We start from the raw sequence: 25,068 nt of genomic DNA, 5'->3' as shown, positions 1-25,068 counted from the left end.
GAGACTAAGAATCTAATAGCGGCGTTATCCGTATCCTTCACTTTCCAAAAAGAGGGCTATTTTATCGCCTCAAATATCGAAACTGTTTTCCTTCTTCATCACCCTTTGACTTTTAGTTGAGTTGTTTTAGGTCAATAGCGTATCTGCCTCTTTGTGCTTATACTGGGCACATTGGTTACTAGCACGAAATTTCCATGAAACAATCTTTACAGATCTGGCTTGAAGCCGCTCGCCCAAAAACACTACCTCTGGCGTTAGTCTCTATCTTAACGGGTAGCGTACTCGCCTACTCGGCGGGTCATTTTTCACTGACAATTGCTATCATGGCTTTCGTAACCGCGACGTTGCTGCAAATTCTATCCAACCTTGCGAACGACTATGGCGATGCCGTTCAAGGTACAGATAACGACAAACGCCTTGGCCCATTACGAGCGATGCAGTCTGGCGCGGTAAGTGCGAAACAGATGAAACAGGCGATTATCTTTAACATCGTTCTGACCGCTATTTCAGGCTTGGTGTTAGTTTTCTATTCACTAAGTTCACTGGAAAGCATCGTGACGTTTATCGGGCTGGGAATTTTAGCCATCCTCGCGGCGATTGCTTACACCATGGGTAGCAAACCATACGGTTACGTGGGGCTTGGCGATATTTCAGTTTTCTTGTTTTTTGGTTTACTCGGCGTATCCGGTACCTATTTCTTGCATACTGGTCACGTAGATACCACGCTATTCTTACCTGCTCTAGGCTGCGGTTTACTCGCCGTTGCAGTACTCAACATCAACAATATGCGTGATATCGAAAACGACCGAGAGTGTGGTAAACGCACGGTCGCAGTGCGTTTGGGTCAACGCAAAGCCAAGCAGTACCACTTTGTTTTACTTGGCGGTGCTATTCTTGCCTTTGCGGCTTACTTGTTAATTCAAGACAAACCCGTTTGGATTAGCTTGCCATTTTTACTTAGTATTTATTTCGTGGCCGATCATGGTAAAGCGGTTTGGCATACACAAAAGCCCGCTCAGATAGCACCAATGATGCCAGTCATCGTGAAATGCTCTTTAGTCACCAACGTTTTGTTTGCAACAATTGTGGTAGCTCAAACTCTAGTAAGTTAAAAAAGGATTGTCATTGCATTGACTTAATGCCTAGATATACTCAAAGACAACCAATTTCTGTTTAGAAAGGTACGCTATGGAATACAATACCTCAGCACTCTGTGATATCTACCTCGATCAGGTAGATGTGGTTGAACCAATGTTCAGTAATTTTGGCGGTCGCGCTTCATTTGCCGGGCAAATCACCACCATCAAGTGTTTTGAAGATAATTCGTTGATCCGCGAGACATTAGAGCAAGATGGACTTGGTCGCGTTTTGTTAATTGACGGTGGCGGTTCCCTACGTAAAGCCCTTATCGATGCAGAAATCGCAACCATTGCGGAAGAAAACGAGTGGGAAGGCATTGTCGTTTACGGCTGTGTTCGTGAAGTAGATGAACTCGAAGATATGAACTTAGGCATTCAAGCCCTCGCCTCTATTCCTGTTGGAGCGACCAGCCAGGGTATCGGCGAATTAGATGTACCAGTCAACTTTGGCGGCGTCAGCTTTCTACCTGAAGATTATATTTATGCCGATAGCACCGGAATTATCCTGTCGCCTGAGCCATTGAATATTGATTTAGAGTTGGATGAAGAATAACGAGTCTTAGGTACCTAAGTTATAGGACCTTCTCTTGGCTATCAGAATCGAGCTTGTCCTAACGATTTTCAACTTGCCCAAAACACAAACACCCGCTTAACGCGGGTGTTTTTAATTTGGAATGAAGAAGCCGAATTATTCCACTTCGTCCATTTTGCCAAGTAGTGCACGAATGCGCTCTTGCCATTGTGCGTGCTCTTGTTGTGCTTGCTGTGCTTTTTGCTCTAGCTCTTCACGTTGAGAGCGAAGCTCGTTCGCTTCTTCCGCAAGTTTTGCTTTATCTTCTTTCAGCTCTTCGACTTCCATCTGAAGAAGAGTGATTGTGTCAACTGCAGTTTGAATTTTAGATTCTAGTTGTTCTAGTACTTCAAAAGACATCTTGGCCTACCTATGTTATTCCGTTGGGACGATGTGCGAGATTGATGCACACCTAACCTATATAAGGTTCATTCTACTCAGCGTCGCGATGAGAAACACTCACTATATTCGATATTTCGCATCATTCGGTCAAAAAATCGGCGCAATCTCACTAAACACTGACTTTTCTTATCGCCGAAGCATTTTTGAGCAAGGATTTTGCCTCCCGCCACGCTGAAAATCGCCCTAAGTATTGATCAAATTCAAGTTAGATAAAGTAAAAGCTCCGCAAAAAGGCAAACGTTTACCCTACGTTGTGATAGAATCGCCGCGCAAATTCTTCTTCCCTCTTGCTTACTTGGAGACATCATGAAACGCGATTTAGCAATGGCATTTTCCCGTGTGACTGAAGGTGCAGCTTTGGCTGGTTACAAATGGCTTGGCCGTGGCGATAAAAATGCAGCCGATGGCGCAGCTGTTGAAGTTATGCGCACCCTACTGAACAAAACAGATATCAGTGGTGAAATTGTCATTGGTGAGGGTGAAATCGATGATGCGCCAATGCTATACATTGGTGAGCAAGTGGGTATTGGTGGTGATGAAGTAGATATTGCAGTCGACCCGATTGAAGGGACGCGCATGACGGCAATGGGGCAATCTAACGCACTAGCCGTACTTGCCGCAGGTGAGAAAGGCAGCTTTCTTAAAGCGCCAGATATGTACATGGAAAAACTGGTTGTTGGCCCTGGTGCAAAAGGCGTGATTGACTTAGAAAAGCCGTTAAAAGAGAACCTAGAAAACGTAGCAAAAGCTCTGAGCAAACCACTTGATACCCTCGTCGTTATTACCCTTGCGAAACCTCGCCACGATGACGTTATTGCAGAAATGCAAGCAATGGGCGTACGTGTCTTTGCGGTGCCTGATGGTGACGTGGCTGCCTCTATTCTGACTTGTATGCCAGACAGTGAAGTGGACATGATGTACTGTATTGGCGGCGCGCCAGAAGGGGTCGTCTCAGCCGCGGTGATTCGAGCGCTAGACGGTGACATGCACGGTCGTCTACTTCCGCGTCACGAAGTAAAAGGCGATACTGAAGAAAACCGCATTTACGGCGCAGACGAACTAAAACGCTGCGATGAAATGGGCGTAAAAGCGAATGTTGTCCTCAAAATGGAAGACATGGCTCGTAGCGACAATGTGGTATTTTCAGCTACAGGCATCACTAAAGGTGACTTGCTGGAAGGCATCTCTCGCCAAGGCAATATCGCAACCACAGAAACGCTGCTCGTGCGTGGTCGATGCCGTACTATTCGTCGCATTAAGTCGACTCACTACCTAGATCGTAAAGATCCAGAAGTGCGTGATATTATTCTTTAAGCATTTCTCGAGGCTCTCGTTCAATCTGAGTGTGAGCCTTTCTTTCCGCACAACCAAGCAATAGATTCTGAAGCACACTCGTCCCTCGCTGTTCAGAATGACGACGTATATTGGCTCATATGAACATAGCCCCTACAAATCCACACTCAAATTAAGTCAACACTTTTCTTTACTAACCCTATCGCGCATAATATGTACTGACGTATAAATGGTGGGTATATGAAGACCGTAGATAGGATATTGCAAATCGTTAAGCGTGATGGTTCCGTCACTGCAAAACAACTCTCTTCTGAGCTGGGTATGACAACTATGGGAGCGCGTCAGCACCTGCAGAGTTTAGAAGATGATGGCATCCTGTCTATTCATGACGTCAAAGTAAAAGTTGGTCGCCCTGCTCGTCATTGGTCTCTCACTCAAAAAGGTCATGAGCAATTTGCTGACCGTCACGGTGAGTTGACCATTCAGTTTATAGAAGCTGTCGAACATATTTTTGGCAAAGATGGACTGGAAAAAGTCACATCAGAAAGGGAAAAACTCACGTTACAAAGTTATCGTCAGCATCTTGAGCAATGTAACTCTCTGCAAAGCAAACTAGAAACTCTTGTGACACTAAGAGAACAAGAAGGCTATATGGCCGAGCTTGAGCAAGATGAGAACGGATTTATCTTGATCGAAAATCACTGCCCGATTTGTAAAGCCGCAACTCGCTGCCCAAGCTTGTGCCAATCGGAATTGAGCGTCTTTCAGTCTTTGCTTGGACGTGACACCAAAATAGAGCGCACCGAGCATATCATCAGCGGTCAAAGACGCTGTGTGTACCGCATCCAACAACTGCAGTAACCACCACAACCAAACATCGACATGCCGCACTTATTCAATCTCAAGCTTAAAAGCTTCTCTTATAAGTGAGACGGCTGAAGAATTCATCCTCTCTCCTCTTTCTAGTGGTATAGGCTTTTAGTAACTAAAGGCAATTTCCATAAGGATTTGGAGAGCATCAATGTCTACTCTACGTCACTACTCTTCTCAAACGCTTCCGCCATTCGATGAAATGGTTCGAATGGCAGAGCGAGACCCAGAAGCTTTTGAGCAATTTCGTCATGAAATGGCAAAAGAGATGATCGAAAGCGCATCAGAAAACATGCAAGAAAGACTGTGGGCTCAGCAAAGCCACATCGATAGGGTCATCAGCACGTGTAAAAACCCTCATCACACCAATGTGGTATTGATGAACGAATTACAAAAACAGGTCGTGAAGTTCAGAGCGGCGCTACAAGGGGAAACGGCACCGACTAAAAAAGCGGATGTGGTTAGTTTAGAGGCATTTAAAGGTAGGGATGATTTTTACTGATACTCAGTAGATAGATCGAGAAAGTTAGGGTTCGTTTCTCTTACCAAGGCTAACTTCCACTCACGCTTCCACTGCTTGAGCTGCTTTTCTCGGTTTATAGCAGTAGCCATATCGTCGAATAACTCAACGTAAACGAGCTTATGAACGTTGGTTGTATTTCTTGGTAAATCCCTCAACTACTCCGTTTTTATGCTGCCATATTCTTTGAGGCAGCTGACTGGTAACACCAATGTAAAGAACGGCGTTGTTGTTTGACGTTAGGATATAAACGCAAGGTGTCCTATCGATGATTCATTCTCCTTCATGATTCGCTGTTACTTTTCCATTGTAATTCAATCGCTCAGTTCAAACTCGGAGCGCTCTGTGCGTAGATTCTGAATCACACTCGTTCCTCGTTGTTCAGAATGACAGTGGCTTTAACAGTCTCTAAATCAAAAGAGTTCGTCATTCTAGCGAGCTTTAGCGAGACTAAGAATCTGGTAACAGCAAGCTCCTATTCTCTCCCGCTCACCTTAGCCACAGCTCAAGCGGACGATAGATTCTGAATCACACTCGTCCCTCGCTGTTCAGAATGACGGTGAGTTTAACAGCCTCTAAATCAAAAGAGCTCGTCACTCTATCGAGCCTTAGCGAGACTAAGAATCTGGTAACAGCAAGCTCCTATTCTCTCCCGCCCACCTTAGCCACAGCTCAAGCGGACGATAGATTCTGAATCATGCTCGTCCCTCACTGTTCAGAATGACGGTTAAAATAGCAAGCTCTAGATCAAAAAAGCTCGTCATTCTAGCGAGCCTCAGCGAGACTAAGAATCTACTTTCAGCGCGCACGTTACTTAAAGCGATTACTCCGGCTCAGGGCCATATTGGTTTGGTCCTGATGTCCCCTTTAAGAAGCCACATTCAATTAGAATCCATAAACCACAAATTAGAGAAATGGAAGCAACGAACATTTGCGGTGTCGACGGCTCTTGTGCGACAGGGCTGGTCATTGGCGTGGCGATTCGCCCGATAATCAACGGAATATTAAGTGCTAGCCAATAGATTGATTTGTTGCGGTCATGCCAACGCTTGGTGGTGATCGCCAAATCAGGGATTAACAAAATCACCAAGAAAATGGGGAGAAGTAAATAGGAGAAAGTAGGAAATAGCTTACTGATTCCAGCACCAAAACCTAGAATAGAGACATAGTAAATGACGTTCCAAATCCAGTAGGTTTTACGGTTTATACGTCCTTGAAAAGAAAACAGTAACTCTTTAGTCGACATCAAATTTTACCCCAAAATAGAAAGGTTATAGATTAGCCGAGTCGATATGGTTTGGAAAGTACACCTGCAGTGTAAGCGCCAATAGTGCCGTTATAACAAGCAGAGCGAGACTAAGCTGAAGCAACGATAAACGCTCGATAAGGCCTATTAGCTTTCAGTTCCCTTGTACCTCACGATGCGTAACCCTGCTCACTGCTCTCAAGAAACTCTGTTCAACCTAATTCACTACCTTCTGGAAGCTTTCTACGTCCATGTCTCGGATATTGATCGTTAAGCTGTACACGTGACTGGCTTGCTCTTGAAGTGTCGCCATCAAGGCTCGTGACAGTTCTCGCTTCTGCTCTTGGGAACGGCCAGATAGCAAATCAAAGTTGATATGGATAAAGTCGAGGCTATCGCCCTCTTCTCCAATTAACCAATTGTGGCACCGGAGCGTTCTAGATTTCACTGACGCGAGCTCAAAAAGGCCACTCTCTAACGCCGTTTTATGTAAATCCTCCAGCAACCCCTGAACATTGACACGTTCTTCAACCGAGTTTGAATACTCTAAAACGAGATTTGGCATTTTGATTCCTTTCTACAACAATTAATTCCAGCGCGTAGTAATACCAATCTCAGCAGCAATTTCCGAGGAATGAACTATCATTCTGTCTACGTGATCACCAATCGATTGCTTTTGACAAAAATAACAGGATCGCTGCTTGGTCGAATCAGTAAAGAAAGCCGGACAAGACATGACGCCAATCATGATCTGTTTACATTATTCTGTTATATTCCTACGTAGATTTTTTACATTAATTGACTATTTACATTAAAGATAAGGGAGATATTCCTATGCGTCGTCCTGTAGTGATGGGTAACTGGAAACTAAACGGCAGCAAAGCAATGGTAACTGAGCTGCTAACTGGTCTTAACGCTGAGCTTGAAGGCGTTGAAGGTGTTGACGTAGCCGTCGCTCCACCAGCACTTTACATCGACCTAGCAGAGCGCGTAATCGCTGAAGGCGGTAACAAGATCATCCTAGGTGCTCAAAACACTGACCTAAACAACAGCGGTGCGTTCACTGGCGATATGTCTCCAGAAATGCTGAAAGATTTCGGTGCTACTCACATCATCATCGGTCACTCAGAGCGTCGTGAATACCACAACGAATCTGACGAGTTTATCGCTAAGAAATTCAACTTCCTAAAAGAAAACGGCCTAACACCTGTTTTCTGTATCGGTGAATCTGAAGCGCAAAACGAAGCTGGCGAAACTGAAGCTGTATGTGCACGTCAAATCAACGCAGTTATCGACACTTACGGTGTTGAAGCTCTAAACGGCGCAATCATCGCTTACGAACCAATCTGGGCTATCGGTACTGGTAAAGCAGCAACCGCTGAAGATGCACAACGCATCCACGCTTCTATCCGCGCACTTATCGCTGCGAAAGACGAAGCAGTTGCAGCACAAGTAATCATCCAATACGGTGGTTCTGTTAAGCCAGAAAACGCTGAAGCTTACTTCTCACAACCAGACATCGACGGTGCTCTAGTTGGCGGCGCTTCTCTAGACGCGAAAAGCTTCGCGGCAATCGCTAAAGCAGCGGCAAAAGCAAAAGCTTAATCTCGTTTTTACTCAGAGTCGAAATAACAAAGGGATGCATCATGCATCCCTTTTTGTTTGCGTGTTATCCACTCGGAGTACACCGATAGGAAGTTCTGAATTATGCTGGCTCGGCAATTTTCACGGTTGGTTTTTTCGCGAGCTCCGCACTGGAATCCTTCTTATAAAGGTTCTCGTAGCAGTAATTTGTTGCTTCAATATAGCCTTCTACACTACCGCAATCAAAGCGCTGACCTTTAAATTTGTATGCCAAAACACAACCAGATTGAGCTTGTTGCATCAGCGCATCGGTGATTTGAATCTCGCCACCTTTGCCCGGCTCTGTATTTTCAATCAGTTCAAAGATATCAGGTGTCAGAATGTAGCGACCAATAATCGCTAGATTGCTAGGTGCAGTGCCTGGCTCTGGCTTTTCAACCATGTTATCAATGCGGAAGATATCATCTTTGATCATCTCGCCAGCAATCACACCGTATTTATGCGTTTCTGATTCCGGAACTTCTTGTACCGCAACGATTGAACAGCGGAACTGTTTGTACAGCTCAACCATTTGCGCTAGAACGCCTTTGTCCTCATTCACACAAAGGTCATCCGCAAGCACTACAGCAAACGGTTCATCACCGACCAATTCACGTCCCGTAAGAATAGCGTGACCTAAGCCTTTCATTTCACGCTGACGGATGTAAGTGTAACTCGCAGAATCAATCAAAGAACGAATATCATCAAGCAGCGCTTCTTTACTTGTACCGCTAATTTGATGCTCTAGCTCGTAGTTTTTATCAAAGTGATCCATTAACGAGTGCTTACCACGACCAGTGACGATGCACATACCGTCCATACCGGCTTCAATCGCTTCTTCAACACCGTATTCAATTAATGGTTTGTTCACCACTGGCATCATTTCTTTCGGCATCGACTTGGTTGCAGGAAGGAAACGTGTACCGTAACCCGCCGCCGGGAATAAACATTTTTTAATCATAACCATTACCAACTAAAAAAGGCTCCTCTGTGGGAGCCTATTACATTATTTGAATATAAAGACTAATTAATCGCTACCAAACAGGTCACGGGTGTAAACTTTATCAGCCACATCAGCAAGTTCTTCAACCATGCGGTTAGAAACAATGACATCAGACATTTGTTTGAACTCTTCAATATCGCGGATAACAGCAGAATGGAAGAACTCTTCTTCCTGAAGTACTGGCTCATACACCACGACTTCGATGCCTTTTGCCTTTATACGCTTCATAATACCTTGAATAGACGAAGCGCGGAAGTTGTCGGAGCCAGCCTTCATAATTAAGCGGTAAATGCCCACAACTTTTGGTTCTCGCTTGAGAATAGACTCTGCGACAAAATCTTTACGAGTGCGGTTTGCATCAACAATAGCTCCGATAATGTTATTTGGAACATCTTGGTAGTTTGCTAGCAATTGCTTTGTATCTTTCGGTAAGCAGTAACCACCATAACCGAATGAAGGGTTGTTGTAGTGATTGCCAATACGAGGGTCTAAGCCGACACCTTCAATAATTTGGCGAGCATCAAGGTTATGTGCTTCAGCATAAGAATCTAATTCATTGAAATAAGCCACGCGCATCGCAAGATACGTGTTTGAAAACAGCTTAACCGCTTCCGCTTCTGTAGAGTCAGTAAACAGAACCGAGATTTCTTCTTTTACCGCGCCTTCAACCAAAAGGTTAGCGAACTTCTCTGCACGTTCGCTGCGTTCCCCAACGATGATGCGAGACGGGTGTAGGTTATCGTAAAGTGCTTTACCTTCGCGAAGAAACTCTGGAGAGAACATGACATTCTGACAACCGAGTTCTTCTTTAATACGCGCTGTGTAACCTACTGGTACAGTCGACTTAATAACCATAACCGCATCTGGGTTAATTGACATCACATCTTTAATCACTGCTTCAACTGAAGAAGTATTAAAGTAGTTCGTTTGAGGGTCATAATCCGTTGGTGTGGCAATAACAACAAACTCTGCGCCTTTGTAAGCCAGCTCTTTATCTAGAGTCGCGACAAAGTTGAGCTCTTTGTTTGCAAGGAAATGTTCGATTTCCGCATCAACAATTGGAGACTTCTTGTCGTTCAACAAGTCCACTTTTTCTTGGATAATATCAACCGCCACAACCTCATGGTTTTGTGACAATAACATGGCATTGGACAAACCGACGTAGCCCGTGCCTGCTACAGCAATTTTCATTTTTGTTTCCTATTATTTAACTGACGCTAGCATATCAAAACACCTGCACTCTCGGTAGAGTACAGTGATTAACTCAAAGCCTAACTAGCAACACAACTTAATTCAATTGAGTACCCAAGTAACGCAAATAAGCGTTGCGGATGCGCTGCCTGTTCTGCTCAAAGTACTCTTGACCATAACGGCCTCGGTTAAAGTAGCGACGAAGCATGCTATTATCCATCACAAGTTCATCCCCTTGGCCTGCCGCTAAGTAATTATAATCATTGCCAACTCGTGTCGTAACGTTGAAATCATAAGCCTCGTTACCACGAACTTGTATCACACTCGGCGACATATCACGCCATGGCGTTAATGGCAGCTTTACCGACACTGTGACAAACTGCTCTTCGTCTGTATCGTTAAACTTCGTCACCTGATAACTTGCGGATACTTCTATATCTTCAAACCAATGTGATGTCGTGAATTTTGCGCCAACATCCCCTTTCCAAAACTCGCCAGCAGTTGCGTTAAACTGCCAATCCCACTCTGGCATAGAGAATGTGTAACGAGTTAAAAAGGTTTGGCGATCTGGGTTCGCATAACCATTTTTGTCTTTTTCGTCTTGATGTTGGAAATAGCTCATCTCTAATCCCAACCAATGGTTGCCCGATTGAGAGAACCAAGCTGATTCACTACGCGCACCGATATAGTCCGATTTAACCAAGCCTAGAGATACTTGGTTGGCTATATCGACATATGGCAAACGGAAGAACTGATGTACCATTGCACGCTCAATCTCGTTCTCGTATACGCTGTCTTCGAAATACCCACCCTCTTCAAAATCATCACTTTCTGCTAAAGGTAAAATATGACGAACATCTATTGCCGCGCCAGACCATAGGTAGGTGTATAAGTTGCTGGACATGGCAAAAGAGTAATCATACACACCGTACTCGGTTGCTACGCCATGCCTTACCATAGGGGAAAATACGATCTGCGAATCTAAAGTGCCTGAATTGACTCGTTCCGTTTTCCAATCAACCATGTCTAATCTTTCCGACAAGTCGCGCGTGATAAACTGAATGTCATCACAAGATGCGCTACCATTGACAAAACTTTGATAACAGTTAGCGTCAGACAAAACGCTGACCACTGGTTTTTGGTTGGCAAGCATCACAAGTTCAAATTGATCCGATACAGCGCCAATATCTTGCGCTGCATTTTGACCAAAATGACTCGATACAATCCCCAGAGCTACACCTAATCCATCTGCTTGATTATGGTTGTATCGACGGTTCTCTAAAGCCACCACGACTCTACCATTGACTAACCCCACTTGAACATTAACGAAACCTTCGTTTTTTAACGCACTCACCAAAGTTGAGATCGAAGCATCTTGAAACTTCTTCTGTTCTACAAAAAGCTTATCTCTCAAAGACATATCGTTTTGAGAAAAGCTAACTGAGCGTGTGTAATCAGATATCAGAGGGATTGAAAAAGCGGCATTCCATACATTTTTAGTATCAGTGTCATGGCCTGAATAGACCTGATAACTAAGAGAAGCTGTTATATCATACGGGAGCAGCTCTTTTGGCGTAAAAATTTTTACTGAAGAATTAAACTCTTCTGAGTCGTACTCACCTACCAACTGAATAAAATTAAATGGTTGGTACTCAACACCACCAAATGGGCCATCCATAACACCAAGCGGAATATCTGACTGACCATACCCCAACGACATTCGAACTGGAGCAAAATCGAAAGAGTAGTCAGCAACTATATAATTCGTATTAAAGTAGTTTAACTCTCCTCCAAGATCTTGCACGCCAACTGCCAACTTGAGTTTATTAAAATCTTTAAAAAAAGGAAGTTGATACTTAAAAGAGGCTGATAGGTCTCTAACACTCCCCACAACAAACCCATTAGAACTATAGTCTTCAGTCACGATTCGGCCTTGTGCCTCTAACCCTTCGATTAGTCCGAGAGAAAACGTTAAAGACTCTATATCAGAGACGTTATTCCTAAGCGGTAACCCATGTGCAAAGTCAAAGCCAAAGCTCCCGTAGTTTTGAACTTGGGCATTGGGTATAAAAGTCAAACCAGTAAAACTTTGGTTAGAAGGTAATTCTTTTACTAAGATAGCTGGAGTTTCTGCATATGCACATTGAGAGAAAGAAAATAAAGTCCCACTTACCAATGTAGCTGCTATAATTTTATTTATCATTGTTTCATTCAAATATTTCACGTTTTCACTTAAGTAAAGTTACAATTTCAATAGCTTATCTTACTTTTAGCATGTGGTACTTCCAAATCACTTTAATAAAATACCGAGTAGAGCACTAAGCAAGTTCATCGTCCATAATGAGTATCTTTATAAGTTTTAGTTAATAGCAATATCTAAGCACTTATAATTTTGGTTAAATCATTAGCCATATATAAACACTGGCATCACCATATGATATGCTTTAATGATACATCTTAGTTGGAATTGTCTTCGTTATTAGTTAACCCCTTATAATAACTAAAGCCTAATAAAGCCCAAAAATAATAAAATATAGGTAAACTATATACCACATTAGCAGAGAGCATGGCGATTAGACTAGCACACAATGAGTAAAAAACACCCTTCGATAGAGGATCTTTATTAGAAAGATAAAATGTAAACTGTAGTAATCTCCATAAGAAATAAATAAAAAATAGAAAACCCAAAAAGCCGAACTCCAACAAAAATTTAATCCAATCATTATGAGGATCAAAAGTAATACCAGATTGAGTTGTTAAAGCATCCAAAACCACATAATGCCCTAAACCAGTTCCAAACCAGAAATGTTCATTAAACCAGTCAGACAATAGCAACCGCCAATGCATCAACCTCCAGTTAAAAGAGTTCCCTACTTTTTCTCCTTGTTCAATATTAATACTTATTCCTGTTTCCACAAATTCAGACACTCTAGCGGAGATAGAAGTATGTTGAAATATATATATACCGATAGGGACAATAATAATAAAAAATAAAGGAATGATAATGATTTTTCGATTAGACTTTACCAAAGACAAGTAACTTATAAATAATATAAGAATAATAGCATTCTTTACTGTTCCTGTAACGAACACAACAAAAACAGACAATAAGAATGCTAACAGGGTCAAATTACTTTTTGATGAATCATAATAAACATAAAATAAAACAGCAAAAAATAGAGCAAAATTGGCCAAAATATTTATTTTCCCAGCCAACCCGGAATACCTTACCACACCATCAATTTCTTCTGCTCCTAGAGCAAGTACAGGCCCAAGAGCACCAGCAATTAAGTGTATAAATACTGATAAAAAAACGACTACAAAAAACCATTTTCTAACTCTGGGAATAGAGTATGATAGGCAACCGAATATAAATATACATTGACAAGTAACAAGCCTAATATAAGTAGAAACAGACGTAAGTAAAGAATATCCTTGAATAACACCAATAGCAGTAGAAAAAATCAAAAAAATGTTTACACAAATTAAAACCTTAAAAATCCCACCTTTATTTAACGTGTTTCTAAAATGGTCACCTCCAACCAAAAACAATATCACAAGAATATCAATTATTAATGGAACAATAATACCAATCGCAACAGAATCATATGATACTAATATAGTTTTTAATAACCATAAAAGAGAGAGCAAACCCCATAAAACTGTTGTCATTTTAACTTCTGCCTTTCTATATACTTAAGGTAAATGAAGTTACAAAACACATCAACAATCCCAGAAAAACTCTGCCGCTGAGCTTTTGAATATATTTCATCATATTTTTTTGGTGCCGACAATATATCAAAATATTCATTAAATATATTTTGATAGAAAAATCTCTCTTTATTAAAATCAGACTTCGTAAATAAATTAGATATCTTGGTCAATGCTTCTGACTCAGAGAGGGTTGAAACAGATCTTTCAGAGAAATTCTTTTCAAATAAAGAACCAAAAGTATTGTCATCAACAAAAATTGGTATATCCAAGTTGGAGACTGGAGCTAGTGTGAGAACACCTAAGCACATGGCTTCCATAGCACCTCGTCCTGTACCAATTGAAAAGTCAAAATCAGGTAACCAGCGTACAGCATCCGTCGTAACTTTTTTATCAGTATGGAAAAATATTCGATCTTGTATAGATAAATAATTACACAAGTCTTTTAATTCACTTAAGACATGCCCATCCTCCAATACACCAACAACATCTACACTAAGATCATGTCCTAATTTTTTCAGTTTATAACTTAGATTAATTGCCGATAATATTTTTTTACGATACTTTCTTCCAACTCGGGCAATGCATATTGCTCTTCTTTCAAAGGAACGCTCGAAAAACAAATTATCCTTCGTTCTTCCATTTACAAGAGCCATAATTTCGTTTCTATTGATTCTATTAGGTATCAAATAACTTGAAACGTTCTTATTATGAAAATGCTCTTGGTCTTCTTTTGAAAACACTGATATAGAATAGCACCTTGGATAGTAACGTAAAGGTTTACCTCCACACTTAGTAAGGACTAAAGGATTATTTTTAAAGATAGATACGACTCTAGCAAAGCTAAATGAATGCTCATCAAAACAATGTAATGTATCGTTTACATTTATTATTTTATATAATAAACTAAAGGCACCACAATATCCATTATCTCTTATTGATATAAAAGTAAGATTATCATATTTCACCCTTGGTTTTGTATGACCAATAATTACTACCTTTGAGTCAACATACTGTTCAGAAAGAGCTTTTAAACTATAATAGTGTCCTCCAATTCCCTGGTCCATAGTGAAAGCTAAAAATGTCAACATTGTTTATATAACTCCATTATTTTTCCAGATATTATCTTATTTGAATAAGTGTTTAAAAATACACTTTCTGTCTCATCACTTTTCATGCCTTCCAATTCATAAGCTTTTAATACTTCGCCAACCTTAATTATCATTTCTTCTTTTGAATTAACCACATAAACTCCTGTACAAATATGGCTTAACCTCTCGACATCACCTACATTTCGGCTAATTACAGGCAATCCGGATGCATAGGCCTCCTTAACAACTTGTGGTGAGCCTTCTCTATCCGATGTGAGAAGCATTAAAGATGAAATACTATACAATTCCTTGACTTCTTTCCTCGACAAGTTTTCAAGTGCTCTATATTTAACATTGTGGGATTTTGATATATTAGTAAATACATCTAGAAAATAATCAAAGTTCTTCTCAGGCCTATCAGGGCTACTGGGAAATATAATAATTTTTTCGTTAGTTTGTATGTTCCTGTTATTAGGATTGAAAAAATCAGTATCTACACCACATGGTATAACAGAAAGCTTATTTGAGCTTTCTGTTAGCTTATTAGTTAGAACACCGTTTAATTCATCACTAACTGCAATTGATTTATTAGAAAGATAAAACGCTAACTGGCTGATTAGCTTTACTAAGCTTGAACCACCTAAAACATCTGAGCCATGAAATGTAACAATTACTTTAATACCTTTAAGTTTAATAATTGGCAGTAGAAGTAAAACAGGGAAAAATGATAGTCCATAGTGTATATGAATAATGTTAGGATTATATTTAAATATTTTTTTGACAAGAGGGAAAATATTACATATATACTTTCTAAAAAAACCAAATTTAGGTTTATCCAAGTTGAATACATCAACGTTTAAACCATGAAACCTTATTAAGCTTTCAACTTGTTCCTTTACAAATATACCTTTATTTCCTCTTGAGTCTGGATACATGTTAGTTATTACTAATATTTTCATTTACTATACCAGTTTAGAAATAATTTCATCTGTAGAGAAAAACTCTTCTTTATTATATTTGCTAGGATTCCAAGAATTGGCTATAGCCTTATTAATAGCACTTTTAAGTTCTAGCAAGTCATAACAAACCACAGCATAATTTTTCTTATCAAAATATCCAGCCAAATCTAATTGATGTTTATCTGAACGCTCTAAGTTAGGTACAACAATAAATCTTTTTCCTAATTCGGCCAACTTATAACATGTGCCAGCCCCAGCATGACAAATCACTAAGTCCGCAGTATTATATAGTTCATTAATATCACTAACGAAAGAATTAAACTCTATAGATTGAACATTATTATTGGAATCATATCCCGGCGCCTGGATAACAGCCTTCCAATTATTTCTAACAATTATATCCTTACAATGTTCGACCAAAGATGGAAATGGAGTTGTACCTACCGTAACAAATATGTTAAAGCCTTCCACAATATTTAGCCCTCGGGTATAATTCAGATAATGATTCATTCTGAATATAAAAGTCTGTTGATAAATAGTACATCAAGGCACCAGCCATTGACTTAGTTGTAAACCTAGACCATGTTTCTATATGAATAACTTTTTTCCCAAATAGCCTAAAGACTAAAGCTGGGATAACAGCGATACCTGGACCACATGATATTATCCCTGTTGTATTATTTTTTCTAACAAGATACCAAGAAATTTTAATATTTTTTATAGATGCATTAATCATATTCATTAATTTCGCATCATATTTATCTCGAACTTCAGTAGCTAAATAACATTTATCAAAAATATCAGCACTAATATTTTCCGAATCAGTAAAGGCAAAAAATTTTAGTCTACCATCTCGTTCTTTTAATTTTTTTACGAGGCGTAGTGCTTGAGCTTCATGTCCACCTTTACCAAAACAAACTATCACTCGACCTTTCTTTTCCAAAACAAAACCTCAAAGAATAAAAATTACTGATTATCTATAAGTTTTATATCCCAACCGACCAATAAGAGTAAGTATGCATATAGATTGTATAATATAATATAATGCTACTGATATAGATAAGAAAACCAGCGTATCTATCTCAGACAAAGAAAATAAAGATGAAAAAAACAATGAAGTAGCTACAAGTATCAGTTTAAAGAGATTAAAATAGAAATAATACCTTACCTTACCTATAACATTAAATGCATCTACAATTGGACCAGCGACAAAGTTGGCTGCGACTTGAATTGATAAAACCTTAGAATAAAGCCCAGCCTCAATCCAATTATCACCAAATAATACGGAAAATGCTTGCTCCGCAAACAAAAATAAAATCAATGAAAAAACTATAGCTAAACCTAGCATTTTCATTATTATACTCAATGTCAAAGACATAATTCTTTGTGATTCAGACAATCCTATCTTAGATATTTCCCCGTAATAAACTTTTCTTACATTGCCTATAATCATAGTAGCAGGGATAGATATCATTGACATTGCCAACCCTAAAAAACCTACTGATTCATTACCATATTCCTTCGTAAAGTATATTATTGGTAATGCTTGAGATATAGCAAGAACAGTTCTAGATGGTAACCTAAAACGAGGATACTCTTTATACTTCCTAAATATTGCATAATTTAACAGCAGTCTTTTTCGACAAAACACATCTAAACTACTGTTAAATAATTTATATTTTTTTAGCATATATACTATGCCAAAGCCTTGTTGAAACGCAGAGCCGAAAATAAGGCCAATACTGCTAGCTCCAATCAAGCCACCTAGTACTTTAACTCCTCCACCAGCAACTGACTGTTGCAGCTGAGTTATGGAAATGACTTTATATTCAGCCTTTCTAACGGAGTAAAAGGTTAGAGTTTCATATACAGAAATCAATATAGCACCAAATATGATAATTGATATTTCCATATATTTAAACGTGACTTCACTTGAATTATAGAAAGGTGAAACAAAAAAATATGAAACTGGAGCCAAAAAAAAACTAATTAAAATAGATAGCTCTGTAATTCCTCTTGCTTGTCTTTTGGACTTTGCAATGGGTATAGCATCACAAAGCCGAAGTGATATTAATCCTCCACATACTGTCATGATTGACATCGCTGCTGTATAAACTCCAAAATCTTCTGGTTCGTACAGTCTGGTTAATATTGGAGTTAAAGATATTGATATCACTTTTGCAAGGAACGAACTACCGATCAATCTAGCTATACTTTTCCTAAAACTATCGGTGCCCATAACTATAGCTCCACAAATCTCTTTAGATTATTAGCAACTATATCTGCTCTATATTGCTCTCCACTTCTAGTTATATAGATAGCTTCTGACTTAAGTCTAAATCCGGTCTTCTGATAAACTTCATTATATGCTAAGTTAATTAAGGTTAGAACATCTATTGCACTAGCTTTTCCTCGGTTAACTATGAAGTTTGCGTGCATGGCCGAAATCTGAGCTCCACCAAACTCATATCCTTTTAGACCAACATCTTCTATAACTTTTCCTGGAGGACCAATAGTTTCATACATTTTCGGATTACTAACAAATACGGAACCACAACTAGGCTCTTTACGAGGGAACTTCATTCGCCTTTCTTTAAGAATTTCGAGACACTTCCTTCTCAACTCGATTTTGCATCCAGGCTGTAACTTCAATTTACAACTTAATATAATTTCATTCAATGACTGATAACAGCTTTCTCTATAATCAAAAGCACATTTATCTACTCTTCTCTCTATAATATTTCCACTTTCATCAATAGATAATACCGAGAGTACATTACTCGAAATAGACTTTCTTTGGCTACCAGCATTCATATAGATCACTCCACCAAATGAGGCAGGTATGCCAATTAAGTGTTCCAATCCAGAAAAACCTTTAGCAATTAATTTCCTTACAGTAGTTGGGGTAAAGCATGCAGATCCAATGTTTACAACCCCATCGTTGGAAAGACTTATATCTTTAAACTTTCCATCTAGTTTAATTAAGACACCATCAAATCCAGAATCCGAAAACAATAAATTTGATGTATTTCCAACAACTAACCAAGGTAAATTTCTCACCTTAGCGAACTCTATCGCCTCTAAAATTTCTTTTTCATTGTTTACTATTGATAAATACTTTGCTTTACCACCAATTTTCCAATGAGAAAAAGAACTAAGACTAACATTTTCTTTTATATTCATTTTTAAGGAGAAAATTCTCGACACCTAATCCATGTGAAAGATAATTTATTAAGTTCCCCCTTAATAGTTAAAGTCCGTCAAGGGAAAACTTATATTTACTTTTAATAACTAAGAACAAGAAATTATTTAGAATATTTCACTTTCACACCCAAACCATCTAATTTAATAATGAGATCATTATATCCACGTAGTGCCATTGAAACTCCTGTAATTCTGGAGACTCCAGAAGGAGCACATAATGCAGCTAAAACCGCAGCCATAGTACCGCGTAAGTCAGTTGCTGAAGCATCGGATGCATTAAATATCACAGGGCCATTCGTTGTTATCTGTCCAACAGATGCCTCTAGTTCTAAGTTTATAAATTTCTGTAACTCGGACAAGTAGCTAATTCTCTCTGGATATCTATAATCATGAATTCTAGATTTACCTACAGACATTAACCCTAACATCACGTAAAAAGGCTGCATATCCGAAATAATTCCAGGGTGGGTGCCACATGCGACTTCGAATGAATGAGCATGCCCATCCACCATACAAGAAGGACCAATATAAATACTATCGCTATTTTGAAAAAAATCGACCCCAGCATTCTTAAGGTACATTAATGGAATTTCCATAGAGGAAAAAGGAACATTTTTTATTAAAATATCCCCTCCGGATATTGCACCATATACTAGCCATGTTAATGCTTCTATCCTATCCGGTAATACGTGATAAGTATGCCCTTTTAATAAATTGCAGCCTGTGACTTTAATATAACTTTGTCCAATTACATTTATTTCCACACCACTTCTTTTTAAAAACTCTATTAGATCTTCTATTTCCGGAGTTATATAGGCATTAGATAATACAGAGGTGCCCTTGGCTATAGAGGCCATTAAGAGAGCGTTTTCTGTTCCTCCAACAGTCGAGATAGGAAACTCGAATTGACAACACTCTATCGTTTCAGGAGCAGTTACAACTATACAATTTTCCTTTTCCTCGACATTACAACCGAACTCTTCCCAAATAGATATATGTACATCATATTTTCTCGCGCCTATATTACACCCTCCAGGATACGGTATGTAAGCTTTTCTAGATCGCTTGAGTTGTCCTGCAACTAACAGATATGTTGTTCGAATTGGGTAGAAATAATCATCTAGTTTACGTGGCTCATAAGCTTCAGAATTAATATATAGAGAGTCTCCATCAATTTTAGTCTTTACGCCATTATTATTAAGGAATCTTTCTTTATGCTTTGAGTCAACTAAGTTTGTCGGATACCCGGTTAAAGTCACAGGTTCGTCACAAATAGTGGCAGCAGCTAAAAGACGTGTGGCAGAATTTTTAGCTCCAGATACAGTTACAATACCTTTAGGGACCTGTCCACCCTCAACTTCAAGTATATCTTTATATAAAGTCATCTCAATTTTTCCAAAAAATTAAATTATAAAATAATAATAACGCTAGCCTAAAATCAAACCGTTACTTTAGTTCCGTTCTTATATGGAGGTTTTTATTAAACACTTTATTAAAATATGTTAAGAACTTCCAAATATGAGAGATTAAAAAGAAATAGCAGCCAAATAGAACCAAAAAAGTAATAAACATTATTGATTCACTGACATCAGTAAAGTCAGCCCACAAGCCGATAGCGGCACAAATCGATGCCATCGAACAGATGAAAATTAACGTTGCACCTGGTGAAAGCCCAATACGTTGGCAAATATGGTGTAGATGTTCTCTGTCTGGTTGGAATGGTGACTGACCTTTACGAACGCGACGAATCATAATGGTTGCCATGTCCATCAATGGTAAGGCAATTAACCACAGCGCTGTAACTGGCTTGAAAGCTACAGCTCCTGGCTCTTGTGTGCCGCGAATCAGCATCCAGACCACGGTAAAGCCGATAAACATACTGCCTGCATCGCCCATGAAGATCTTAAAGCGACGACCTAGTGGGAAACCTAAGTTCAGGAAGATATAAGGGAGCATCGCAGTCACGATCAATAAACAGATCGTGGCTAAGTATTCGTTTCCGTTGTAGGCAAACACAATACCTAATGCTGTAAAGGTGACCGAGGCTAACCCGCCCAGCAAGCCGTCTATACCATCAACCATATTAAATGCGTTAATGGCACCTATTACCGCAATCACGGTGATCACCGCGCCAGTAACTTCATTCAGGGCAATGGTTTCGCTTCCCATTAGATAACCTAAATCGTGTAAGCTGTGGCCCCCGATGTAAATCATCGCAAGGGATATTCCCGCTTGAATAATAAGGCGAATTTTGAAACTTACATCGTAATAGTCATCTAATGCGCCGAGCACGATGAGTACAGCCGAACAAGATAAGTAGAGTGATAGGTTGTCATTCATTGGTAAGAACAGAAGGAACCCCACCAGTATAGTAGAGAAAATGGAGATCCCTCCTACAAGTGGCACCACACCTTGGTGAAGCTTTCTTGCATTGGGTTTATCTACTAGACCTACGCGCTTGGCGACCTTGCGCATAACAAAAAGTAGAACGAACGACAAAATAAATACAAATAAATATGCATTATTCATGATAGCCAACTGTGTTATTAAATAAGTTTGAAGTAAATCTATAACGCATCCGACTGATTCCCTTTACGGATTCCATTGCATCACAGGTCCGATACTGCTGATTCTTTTTCGCTCATATCTGAATAAGCCGAACCTAAGAACAAGCAGGTGATTTTTTGGCGTGACAAAACCACATTAGACAACATGGGTTGTAACGCACAGCAAACGCTAATTTTTAATATTGAATATGTAAGTAACTGAATCACCCCGATACTCGCTCACGGCGGTCACGGGTTCACAGCTTTTTATAGGCAGGCCAAATACAAAGCTTGTATATGCTAACTGACGGTTTGAGTCGATAGTTAACTACTTCTACACGCTTAGTGCTTGGTTTTGATAGGTATGAGAAATGGAGATTTAAATTGTAACCTATGCCTAACCAACATTCGCTCGCCACTTTGTTAGCTTTGAGCATCCCTCTGACAAAAGGGAATTACATAAATTTGTAATAGTTCTCGTTTTTTATAAATCAATCTTGCCAGAAATGCACTTAGGTGCTTATTATTATTGAAAATTCTTTAGTTTGACCTCTTTCTTTTATTAGGAAGGAGGCTTCAACGGTGATTTGGGCACGCTACCGCCCCTAGGTCTGGCTCCTAGAAGCAAGTTTTTGCACGTAATGTGAACGGTTGCATTTCCAAACAGGAGACGAATTGTATAGTAAACACGTTGCAACTAAAAGTAGAACGTGTAAAAAGCTTACAAAAAAATGTCTTTTTTCTGACACTTATGCCGTCATAAATGTGGCGTGTTTTATAAAATTATAATTATCAGACACCCATTTACCCAACGAGCACTAAACAGCCAGTGACGCTGATTCCAAAAGCTTAAATGAAAATAGTTGCAATAATATGAATTGCATCACAAGCGGTTGCAATGAAACGTAGTCAAATTTATGACGAATATCTAAGTCTCTCTAAACTTTCAGTTTTGCCATTTTCTTTCTCCTATTTTGCTTGCCTACAATACGCTCACTTATTCACTATCTGCCTGCTTACCATACCTACTGAGCGATTTACCGAATCACTGCCAAATAGTGAGGTTTGGCTATGTGTAAAATAGATACTCTCAAGCGTAAGCTAGCAAAGGTAAAAGCGTCGTTTTGTTATGAAAGTACTGCACCACGGTGGGAAAAATACGGTTACTGGCTCTTGTCACGAGCTCGTGTTACAAAATGGAAGTGTGCTGATCGACTGTGGTTTGCTACAAGGCCAAGACCATGCTCAGCAGCAGAGTTGGGATATCGATTTTTCTATCGCTCATCTCAAAGCGGTAGTGCTGACCCATTCTCATATCGATCATATTGGTAGGCTGCCTTGGCTATTAGCAGCTGGCTATAAGGGCCCTATCTACTGTACGGAAGCCACCGCTGAGCTCGTGCCGCTTATGTTAGAAGATGGTTTAAAGCTCCAATTGGGTATGCAGCGTCATCAAAGAGAGAAAGTGCTCGATTTTATTCGAGCGCTTATTCGTCCTTGTCCTTACTCAGTGTGGGTAGAAATAGAAGAGAGTACTTCTCTTCGCTTTCAACCTGCTGGGCACATTTTAGGCTCAGCATATGTTGAATTTCATTTATCAAACCAAGAGGTTGTTGTTTTCTCCGGGGATTTGGGACCTCGCAACACACCTCTCCTACCGGATCCCTTATCACCGGAAAAAGCTGACTACCTGTTTATCGAGTCGACTTACGGCAATAAAACTCACGAGGATGTAGAGTCTCGCAGCAGGCGATTACTTTCTATTATTGAGCACGCACTTAGGGATGGTGGCGTAATTGTGATACCAGCTTTTAGTGTCGGGAGAACCCAAGAGTTACTCTTTGATATAGAGCAGCTTATGCATGAGCACGCTTTGCAAGATTCACTGCCTATTATTCTCGACTCTCCTTTGGCTAAAAAGGTGACCAATACCTATCGCCAATTTAAAAAACTTTGGGGATCTGAAGCGAAAGAGTGACTCGATCATCATCGACACCCTCTCGCGTTTGACCAATGCATTACGCTCGAAAGCCACGCAGACCATTTACAGCTCGTTAACCGTCTCGCAAGTACATCAGAAGCCGCTATCGTGGTTGCAGCCTCCGGAATGTGTGAAGGTGGCCGTGTCGTCAATTATTTGGAAGCCTTACTACCTGATGAAAGAAATGATGTTCTATTTGCTGGCTATCAAGCGGAAGGGACTTTAGGTCGGCGTATCCAGGATGGAGAAGAAAGTGTATTGATTGAAGGTAAGCGCGTGAAAGTGAAAGCTCAAGTTCATACGATGTCAGGCTACTCTGCGCATGCCGATATGAACGACTTAATACAATTTGTAACTGCCATTCCTACTCCTCCTAAAGAGGTTCACCTTATACATGGTGAGGAAGATTCGAAAAAAGCGCTTTATCAAAAACTAATCAACCTCGGATATAACTGCGTAATATAGTGAATTAGATAATCATTTAATTTCGAGGCAACATAATATATCGCAAACATAGTTTGTCGAATTCATTGATATAGTTACGTCAAGATTCAAAAACAAGCCATAAGTAAGGACTCAGGTTCAAGAAAATTAACAAAGTTACAAGCATGTTCTGGATTAAGGGATATAATTTCTATACGAATTAAATTATAATCGCCGACTTGTAAGCAATTGGCTAGTCGAAAACAACTTATTCCATTCCTATGACAGACAGTATGAGCGACACGCTTCAAGAACGAGAAGCTTCTGAATTAACTAAAAATAATTCTATCAGCATAACATCAGCATTGGACGAGTTATCCGCAAGTGAAGCAGACGCTTGCCTTTATATCTACTGTCCGAAAGAAGACGAAGCAAAGATTGCTCAAGTACTTAAGAGACACCCTGAGATTAACGCACAAGTTAATAACTATGCCCTTAGGGATTTCAAGAGTAAAACCCTTTGCCACTTCAAAAGCTCACACCTAAACCCTGAGCAACAAGCGTTTCTTGTAGCTGCGACAGAACTAGGTGCTTGGGTTGAGCCTTTAGTGAGCTACTTTGATCGTTCACTTGGCTACACTGAAACTGAGCTCTTGCATAGCGGCTACTTCTTACACCAAAAAGCTTTTTCTATCCTCTCTAATCGTAAGAACAGCTGGCAAAAGCGCTTCATCGATCTCTTGTTTGTTTTTATGCTATCGTGGGTTGCTATCCCAGTAGGGCTTATTACGGCACTGCTCATTAAGCTGGAGTCACCAGGCCCGGTATTCTTTAAGCAGCGTCGTACTGGCCAATATAATGAAGAGTTTGAAGTGATCAAGTTTCGCTCGATGCGAAACGATGCGGAAAAGAACGGTGCCCAATGGGCGACTAAGAATGACGCTCGCGTAACGAAAGTCGGCTGTTTTATTCGTAAAACTCGCATAGATGAGCTCCCTCAGTTAATCAATGTACTAAAGGGAGAGATGTCGATGGTTGGTCCTCGCCCAGAACGCGAGGTGTTCATCTCTGAATTGGAAAAAGCCATTCCTTACTACCGCTTTCGTCACGCCGTTAAACCTGGGGTAACTGGTCTAGCCCAAGTAAAATACCCTTACGGCGCATCGGTAGAAGATGCTATTTGGAAGCATAAATACGATATCTACTACATCAAACACCAAAACTGGATGATGGAAGTGAAGATTCTTTTCCTTACGGTTAAAACAGTGTTGTTTGGGATGGGGCGCTAGAAAACG

23 protein-coding genes and 1 pseudogene are annotated in these 25,068 nt (G+C 39.9%); 8 read left to right on the top strand and 16 right to left on the bottom strand.

Translation table 11 applies throughout. The features are described from left to right. The first annotated feature begins 194 nt into the window (after window positions 1–194). Both CBX98_RS05290 and rraA read left to right on the top strand, forming a co-directional pair. The gene (locus CBX98_RS05290) at window positions 195–1,112 is read left to right on the top strand and encodes a 1,4-dihydroxy-2-naphthoate polyprenyltransferase (protein WP_005397953.1); all 918 of its coding nucleotides are present in this window, start codon (window positions 195–197) and stop codon (window positions 1,110–1,112) included. A gap of 76 nt (window positions 1,113–1,188) precedes the next feature. After that, window positions 1,189–1,692 (top strand): ribonuclease E activity regulator RraA, encoded by a 504-nt coding sequence (gene rraA / locus CBX98_RS05285; RefSeq protein ID WP_025631518.1) that lies wholly within the window; start codon window positions 1,189–1,191, stop codon window positions 1,690–1,692. Between the two features lie 135 nt (window positions 1,693–1,827). Here rraA and zapB read toward each other — a convergent pair whose 3' ends face one another. Next, on the bottom strand, window positions 1,828–2,070 hold the full coding sequence (zapB, locus tag CBX98_RS05280) for a cell division protein ZapB (RefSeq protein WP_005379536.1): 243 nt from the start codon (window positions 2,068–2,070) through the stop codon (window positions 1,828–1,830). 348 nt (window positions 2,071–2,418) lie between these two features. On the opposite strand from zapB, the gene glpX reads away from it, so the two are divergent. From glpX to CBX98_RS05260, 3 genes are all read left to right on the top strand, one after another. Then, the gene (glpX, locus tag CBX98_RS05270) at window positions 2,419–3,426 is read left to right on the top strand and encodes a class II fructose-bisphosphatase (protein WP_109168732.1); all 1,008 of its coding nucleotides are present in this window, start codon (window positions 2,419–2,421) and stop codon (window positions 3,424–3,426) included. A gap of 219 nt (window positions 3,427–3,645) precedes the next feature. After that, window positions 3,646–4,266: a metalloregulator ArsR/SmtB family transcription factor gene (locus CBX98_RS05265; RefSeq protein WP_109168731.1), complete on the top strand. Its 621-nt coding sequence runs from the start codon at window positions 3,646–3,648 to the stop codon at window positions 4,264–4,266. Window positions 4,267–4,426: 160 nt separating this feature from the next. Beyond that, a complete protein-coding gene (locus CBX98_RS05260) occupies window positions 4,427–4,777 on the top strand; it encodes a DUF3135 domain-containing protein (RefSeq protein ID WP_109168730.1) in 351 nt (116 codons plus the stop codon). 138 nt (window positions 4,778–4,915) lie between these two features. Here CBX98_RS05260 and CBX98_RS26805 read toward each other — a convergent pair whose 3' ends face one another. From CBX98_RS26805 to CBX98_RS05245, 3 genes are all read right to left on the bottom strand, one after another. Next, entirely contained in the window at window positions 4,916–5,008 is a 93-nt protein-coding gene (locus CBX98_RS26805; protein WP_309475467.1) for a hypothetical protein, read from the bottom strand. Window positions 5,009–5,618: 610 nt separating this feature from the next. Then, the gene (locus CBX98_RS05250; protein ID WP_012841178.1) at window positions 5,619–6,041 is read right to left on the bottom strand and encodes a DUF805 domain-containing protein; all 423 of its coding nucleotides are present in this window, start codon (window positions 6,039–6,041) and stop codon (window positions 5,619–5,621) included. Window positions 6,042–6,258: 217 nt separating this feature from the next. Beyond that, window positions 6,259–6,606 carry a 5-carboxymethyl-2-hydroxymuconate Delta-isomerase gene (locus tag CBX98_RS05245; protein ID WP_109168729.1) on the bottom strand — a complete coding sequence of 116 codons (348 nt, stop codon included), beginning with the start codon at window positions 6,604–6,606 and terminating at the stop codon, window positions 6,259–6,261. A gap of 269 nt (window positions 6,607–6,875) precedes the next feature. Between CBX98_RS05245 and tpiA the strand changes: the two genes are divergently transcribed. Next, window positions 6,876–7,646, top strand: a complete 771-nt coding sequence (tpiA, locus tag CBX98_RS05240; RefSeq protein WP_005384863.1) for a triose-phosphate isomerase — start codon at window positions 6,876–6,878, stop codon at window positions 7,644–7,646. Between the two features lie 100 nt (window positions 7,647–7,746). Here tpiA and galU read toward each other — a convergent pair whose 3' ends face one another. The 12 genes from galU to wecA form a co-directional block, all read right to left on the bottom strand. Next, a complete protein-coding gene (gene galU / locus CBX98_RS05235) occupies window positions 7,747–8,625 on the bottom strand; it encodes a UTP--glucose-1-phosphate uridylyltransferase GalU (RefSeq protein WP_005397961.1) in 879 nt (292 codons plus the stop codon). 66 nt (window positions 8,626–8,691) lie between these two features. Further along, entirely contained in the window at window positions 8,692–9,858 is a 1,167-nt protein-coding gene (locus tag CBX98_RS05230) for a nucleotide sugar dehydrogenase (protein WP_109168728.1), read from the bottom strand. 97 nt (window positions 9,859–9,955) lie between these two features. Beyond that, window positions 9,956–12,061, bottom strand: a complete 2,106-nt coding sequence (locus CBX98_RS05225) for a YjbH domain-containing protein (protein ID WP_109168727.1) — start codon at window positions 12,059–12,061, stop codon at window positions 9,956–9,958. 254 nt (window positions 12,062–12,315) lie between these two features. Next, window positions 12,316–13,530 (bottom strand): O-antigen ligase family protein, encoded by a 1,215-nt coding sequence (locus CBX98_RS05220; protein ID WP_109168726.1) that lies wholly within the window; start codon window positions 13,528–13,530, stop codon window positions 12,316–12,318. Further along, window positions 13,527–14,660, bottom strand: coding sequence for a hypothetical protein (locus tag CBX98_RS05215; protein ID WP_109168725.1), 1,134 nt, complete (start codon window positions 14,658–14,660; stop codon window positions 13,527–13,529). The genes CBX98_RS05220 and CBX98_RS05215 overlap by 4 nt, the downstream gene beginning before the upstream one ends. Beyond that, entirely contained in the window at window positions 14,654–15,619 is a 966-nt protein-coding gene (locus CBX98_RS05210; RefSeq protein ID WP_109168724.1) for a glycosyltransferase family 4 protein, read from the bottom strand. The genes CBX98_RS05215 and CBX98_RS05210 overlap by 7 nt, the downstream gene beginning before the upstream one ends. A gap of 3 nt (window positions 15,620–15,622) precedes the next feature. Beyond that, complete coding sequence (gene pssE, locus CBX98_RS05205) at window positions 15,623–16,090, bottom strand: PssE/Cps14G family polysaccharide biosynthesis glycosyltransferase (protein ID WP_172605927.1); 468 nt, start codon at window positions 16,088–16,090, stop codon at window positions 15,623–15,625. Beyond that, entirely contained in the window at window positions 16,077–16,562 is a 486-nt protein-coding gene (pssD, locus tag CBX98_RS05200) for a PssD/Cps14F family polysaccharide biosynthesis glycosyltransferase (protein WP_109168722.1), read from the bottom strand. Before pssD ends, pssE begins: the two co-directional genes overlap by 14 nt. A 30-nt stretch (window positions 16,563–16,592) precedes the next feature. Further along, on the bottom strand, window positions 16,593–17,858 hold the full coding sequence (locus CBX98_RS05195) for an oligosaccharide flippase family protein (RefSeq protein ID WP_109168721.1): 1,266 nt from the start codon (window positions 17,856–17,858) through the stop codon (window positions 16,593–16,595). Between the two features lie 2 nt (window positions 17,859–17,860). Then, window positions 17,861–18,802 carry a UDP-N-acetylmuramate dehydrogenase gene (gene murB / locus CBX98_RS05190; RefSeq protein WP_109168720.1) on the bottom strand — a complete coding sequence of 314 codons (942 nt, stop codon included), beginning with the start codon at window positions 18,800–18,802 and terminating at the stop codon, window positions 17,861–17,863. A 122-nt stretch (window positions 18,803–18,924) separates the two neighbouring features. Further along, window positions 18,925–20,208, bottom strand: a complete 1,284-nt coding sequence (locus CBX98_RS05185) for a UDP-N-acetylglucosamine 1-carboxyvinyltransferase (RefSeq protein ID WP_109168719.1) — start codon at window positions 20,206–20,208, stop codon at window positions 18,925–18,927. 61 nt (window positions 20,209–20,269) lie between these two features. Next, on the bottom strand, window positions 20,270–21,352 hold the full coding sequence (gene wecA, locus CBX98_RS05180; protein ID WP_109168718.1) for a UDP-N-acetylglucosamine--undecaprenyl-phosphate N-acetylglucosaminephosphotransferase: 1,083 nt from the start codon (window positions 21,350–21,352) through the stop codon (window positions 20,270–20,272). A 1,146-nt stretch (window positions 21,353–22,498) separates the two neighbouring features. Between wecA and CBX98_RS05175 the strand changes: the two are divergent. Both CBX98_RS05175 and CBX98_RS26775 read left to right on the top strand, forming a co-directional pair. Further along, window positions 22,499–23,815: pseudogene (locus tag CBX98_RS05175) on the top strand (MBL fold metallo-hydrolase). A gap of 239 nt (window positions 23,816–24,054) precedes the next feature. Next, window positions 24,055–25,062 (top strand): sugar transferase, encoded by a 1,008-nt coding sequence (locus CBX98_RS26775; RefSeq protein WP_053807672.1) that lies wholly within the window; start codon window positions 24,055–24,057, stop codon window positions 25,060–25,062. The last annotated feature ends 6 nt before the right edge of the window (window positions 25,063–25,068 follow it).

The organism is Vibrio sp. T9 (genome assembly GCF_003123985.1).
Taxonomy (GTDB): domain Bacteria; phylum Pseudomonadota; class Gammaproteobacteria; order Enterobacterales; family Vibrionaceae; genus Vibrio; species Vibrio diabolicus.
Note: the sequence above shows the minus strand (reverse complement) of the source record. Positions and strands in the feature narration are given on the sequence as shown.

Excerpts from the sequence above, each read along its gene's own strand:
- CBX98_RS05260 (WP_109168730.1), top strand. The coding sequence starts at position 4,427 with ATGTCTACTCTACGTCACTACTCTTCTCAAACGCTTCCGCCATTCGAT.
- murB (WP_109168720.1), bottom strand. The coding sequence starts at position 18,802 with ATGAATATAAAAGAAAATGTTAGTCTTAGTTCTTTTTCTCATTGGAAA.
- CBX98_RS05195 (WP_109168721.1), bottom strand. The coding sequence starts at position 17,858 with ATGGGCACCGATAGTTTTAGGAAAAGTATAGCTAGATTGATCGGTAGT.
- galU (WP_005397961.1), bottom strand. The coding sequence starts at position 8,625 with ATGATTAAAAAATGTTTATTCCCGGCGGCGGGTTACGGTACACGTTTC.
- CBX98_RS05225 (WP_109168727.1), bottom strand. The coding sequence starts at position 12,061 with ATGATAAATAAAATTATAGCAGCTACATTGGTAAGTGGGACTTTATTT.
- CBX98_RS05220 (WP_109168726.1), bottom strand. The coding sequence starts at position 13,530 with ATGACAACAGTTTTATGGGGTTTGCTCTCTCTTTTATGGTTATTAAAA.
- CBX98_RS05215 (WP_109168725.1), bottom strand. The coding sequence starts at position 14,660 with ATGTTGACATTTTTAGCTTTCACTATGGACCAGGGAATTGGAGGACAC.
- CBX98_RS05290 (WP_005397953.1), top strand. The coding sequence starts at position 195 with ATGAAACAATCTTTACAGATCTGGCTTGAAGCCGCTCGCCCAAAAACA.
- CBX98_RS05250 (WP_012841178.1), bottom strand. The coding sequence starts at position 6,041 with ATGTCGACTAAAGAGTTACTGTTTTCTTTTCAAGGACGTATAAACCGT.
- CBX98_RS05230 (WP_109168728.1), bottom strand. The coding sequence starts at position 9,858 with ATGAAAATTGCTGTAGCAGGCACGGGCTACGTCGGTTTGTCCAATGCC.
- CBX98_RS05245 (WP_109168729.1), bottom strand. The coding sequence starts at position 6,606 with ATGCCAAATCTCGTTTTAGAGTATTCAAACTCGGTTGAAGAACGTGTC.
- CBX98_RS05265 (WP_109168731.1), top strand. The coding sequence starts at position 3,646 with ATGAAGACCGTAGATAGGATATTGCAAATCGTTAAGCGTGATGGTTCC.
- rraA (WP_025631518.1), top strand. The coding sequence starts at position 1,189 with ATGGAATACAATACCTCAGCACTCTGTGATATCTACCTCGATCAGGTA.
- tpiA (WP_005384863.1), top strand. The coding sequence starts at position 6,876 with ATGCGTCGTCCTGTAGTGATGGGTAACTGGAAACTAAACGGCAGCAAA.
- CBX98_RS26775 (WP_053807672.1), top strand. The coding sequence starts at position 24,055 with ATGACAGACAGTATGAGCGACACGCTTCAAGAACGAGAAGCTTCTGAA.
- wecA (WP_109168718.1), bottom strand. The coding sequence starts at position 21,352 with ATGAATAATGCATATTTATTTGTATTTATTTTGTCGTTCGTTCTACTT.
- zapB (WP_005379536.1), bottom strand. The coding sequence starts at position 2,070 with ATGTCTTTTGAAGTACTAGAACAACTAGAATCTAAAATTCAAACTGCA.
- CBX98_RS05185 (WP_109168719.1), bottom strand. The coding sequence starts at position 20,208 with ATGACTTTATATAAAGATATACTTGAAGTTGAGGGTGGACAGGTCCCT.
- CBX98_RS05210 (WP_109168724.1), bottom strand. The coding sequence starts at position 15,619 with ATGAAAATATTAGTAATAACTAACATGTATCCAGACTCAAGAGGAAAT.
- glpX (WP_109168732.1), top strand. The coding sequence starts at position 2,419 with ATGAAACGCGATTTAGCAATGGCATTTTCCCGTGTGACTGAAGGTGCA.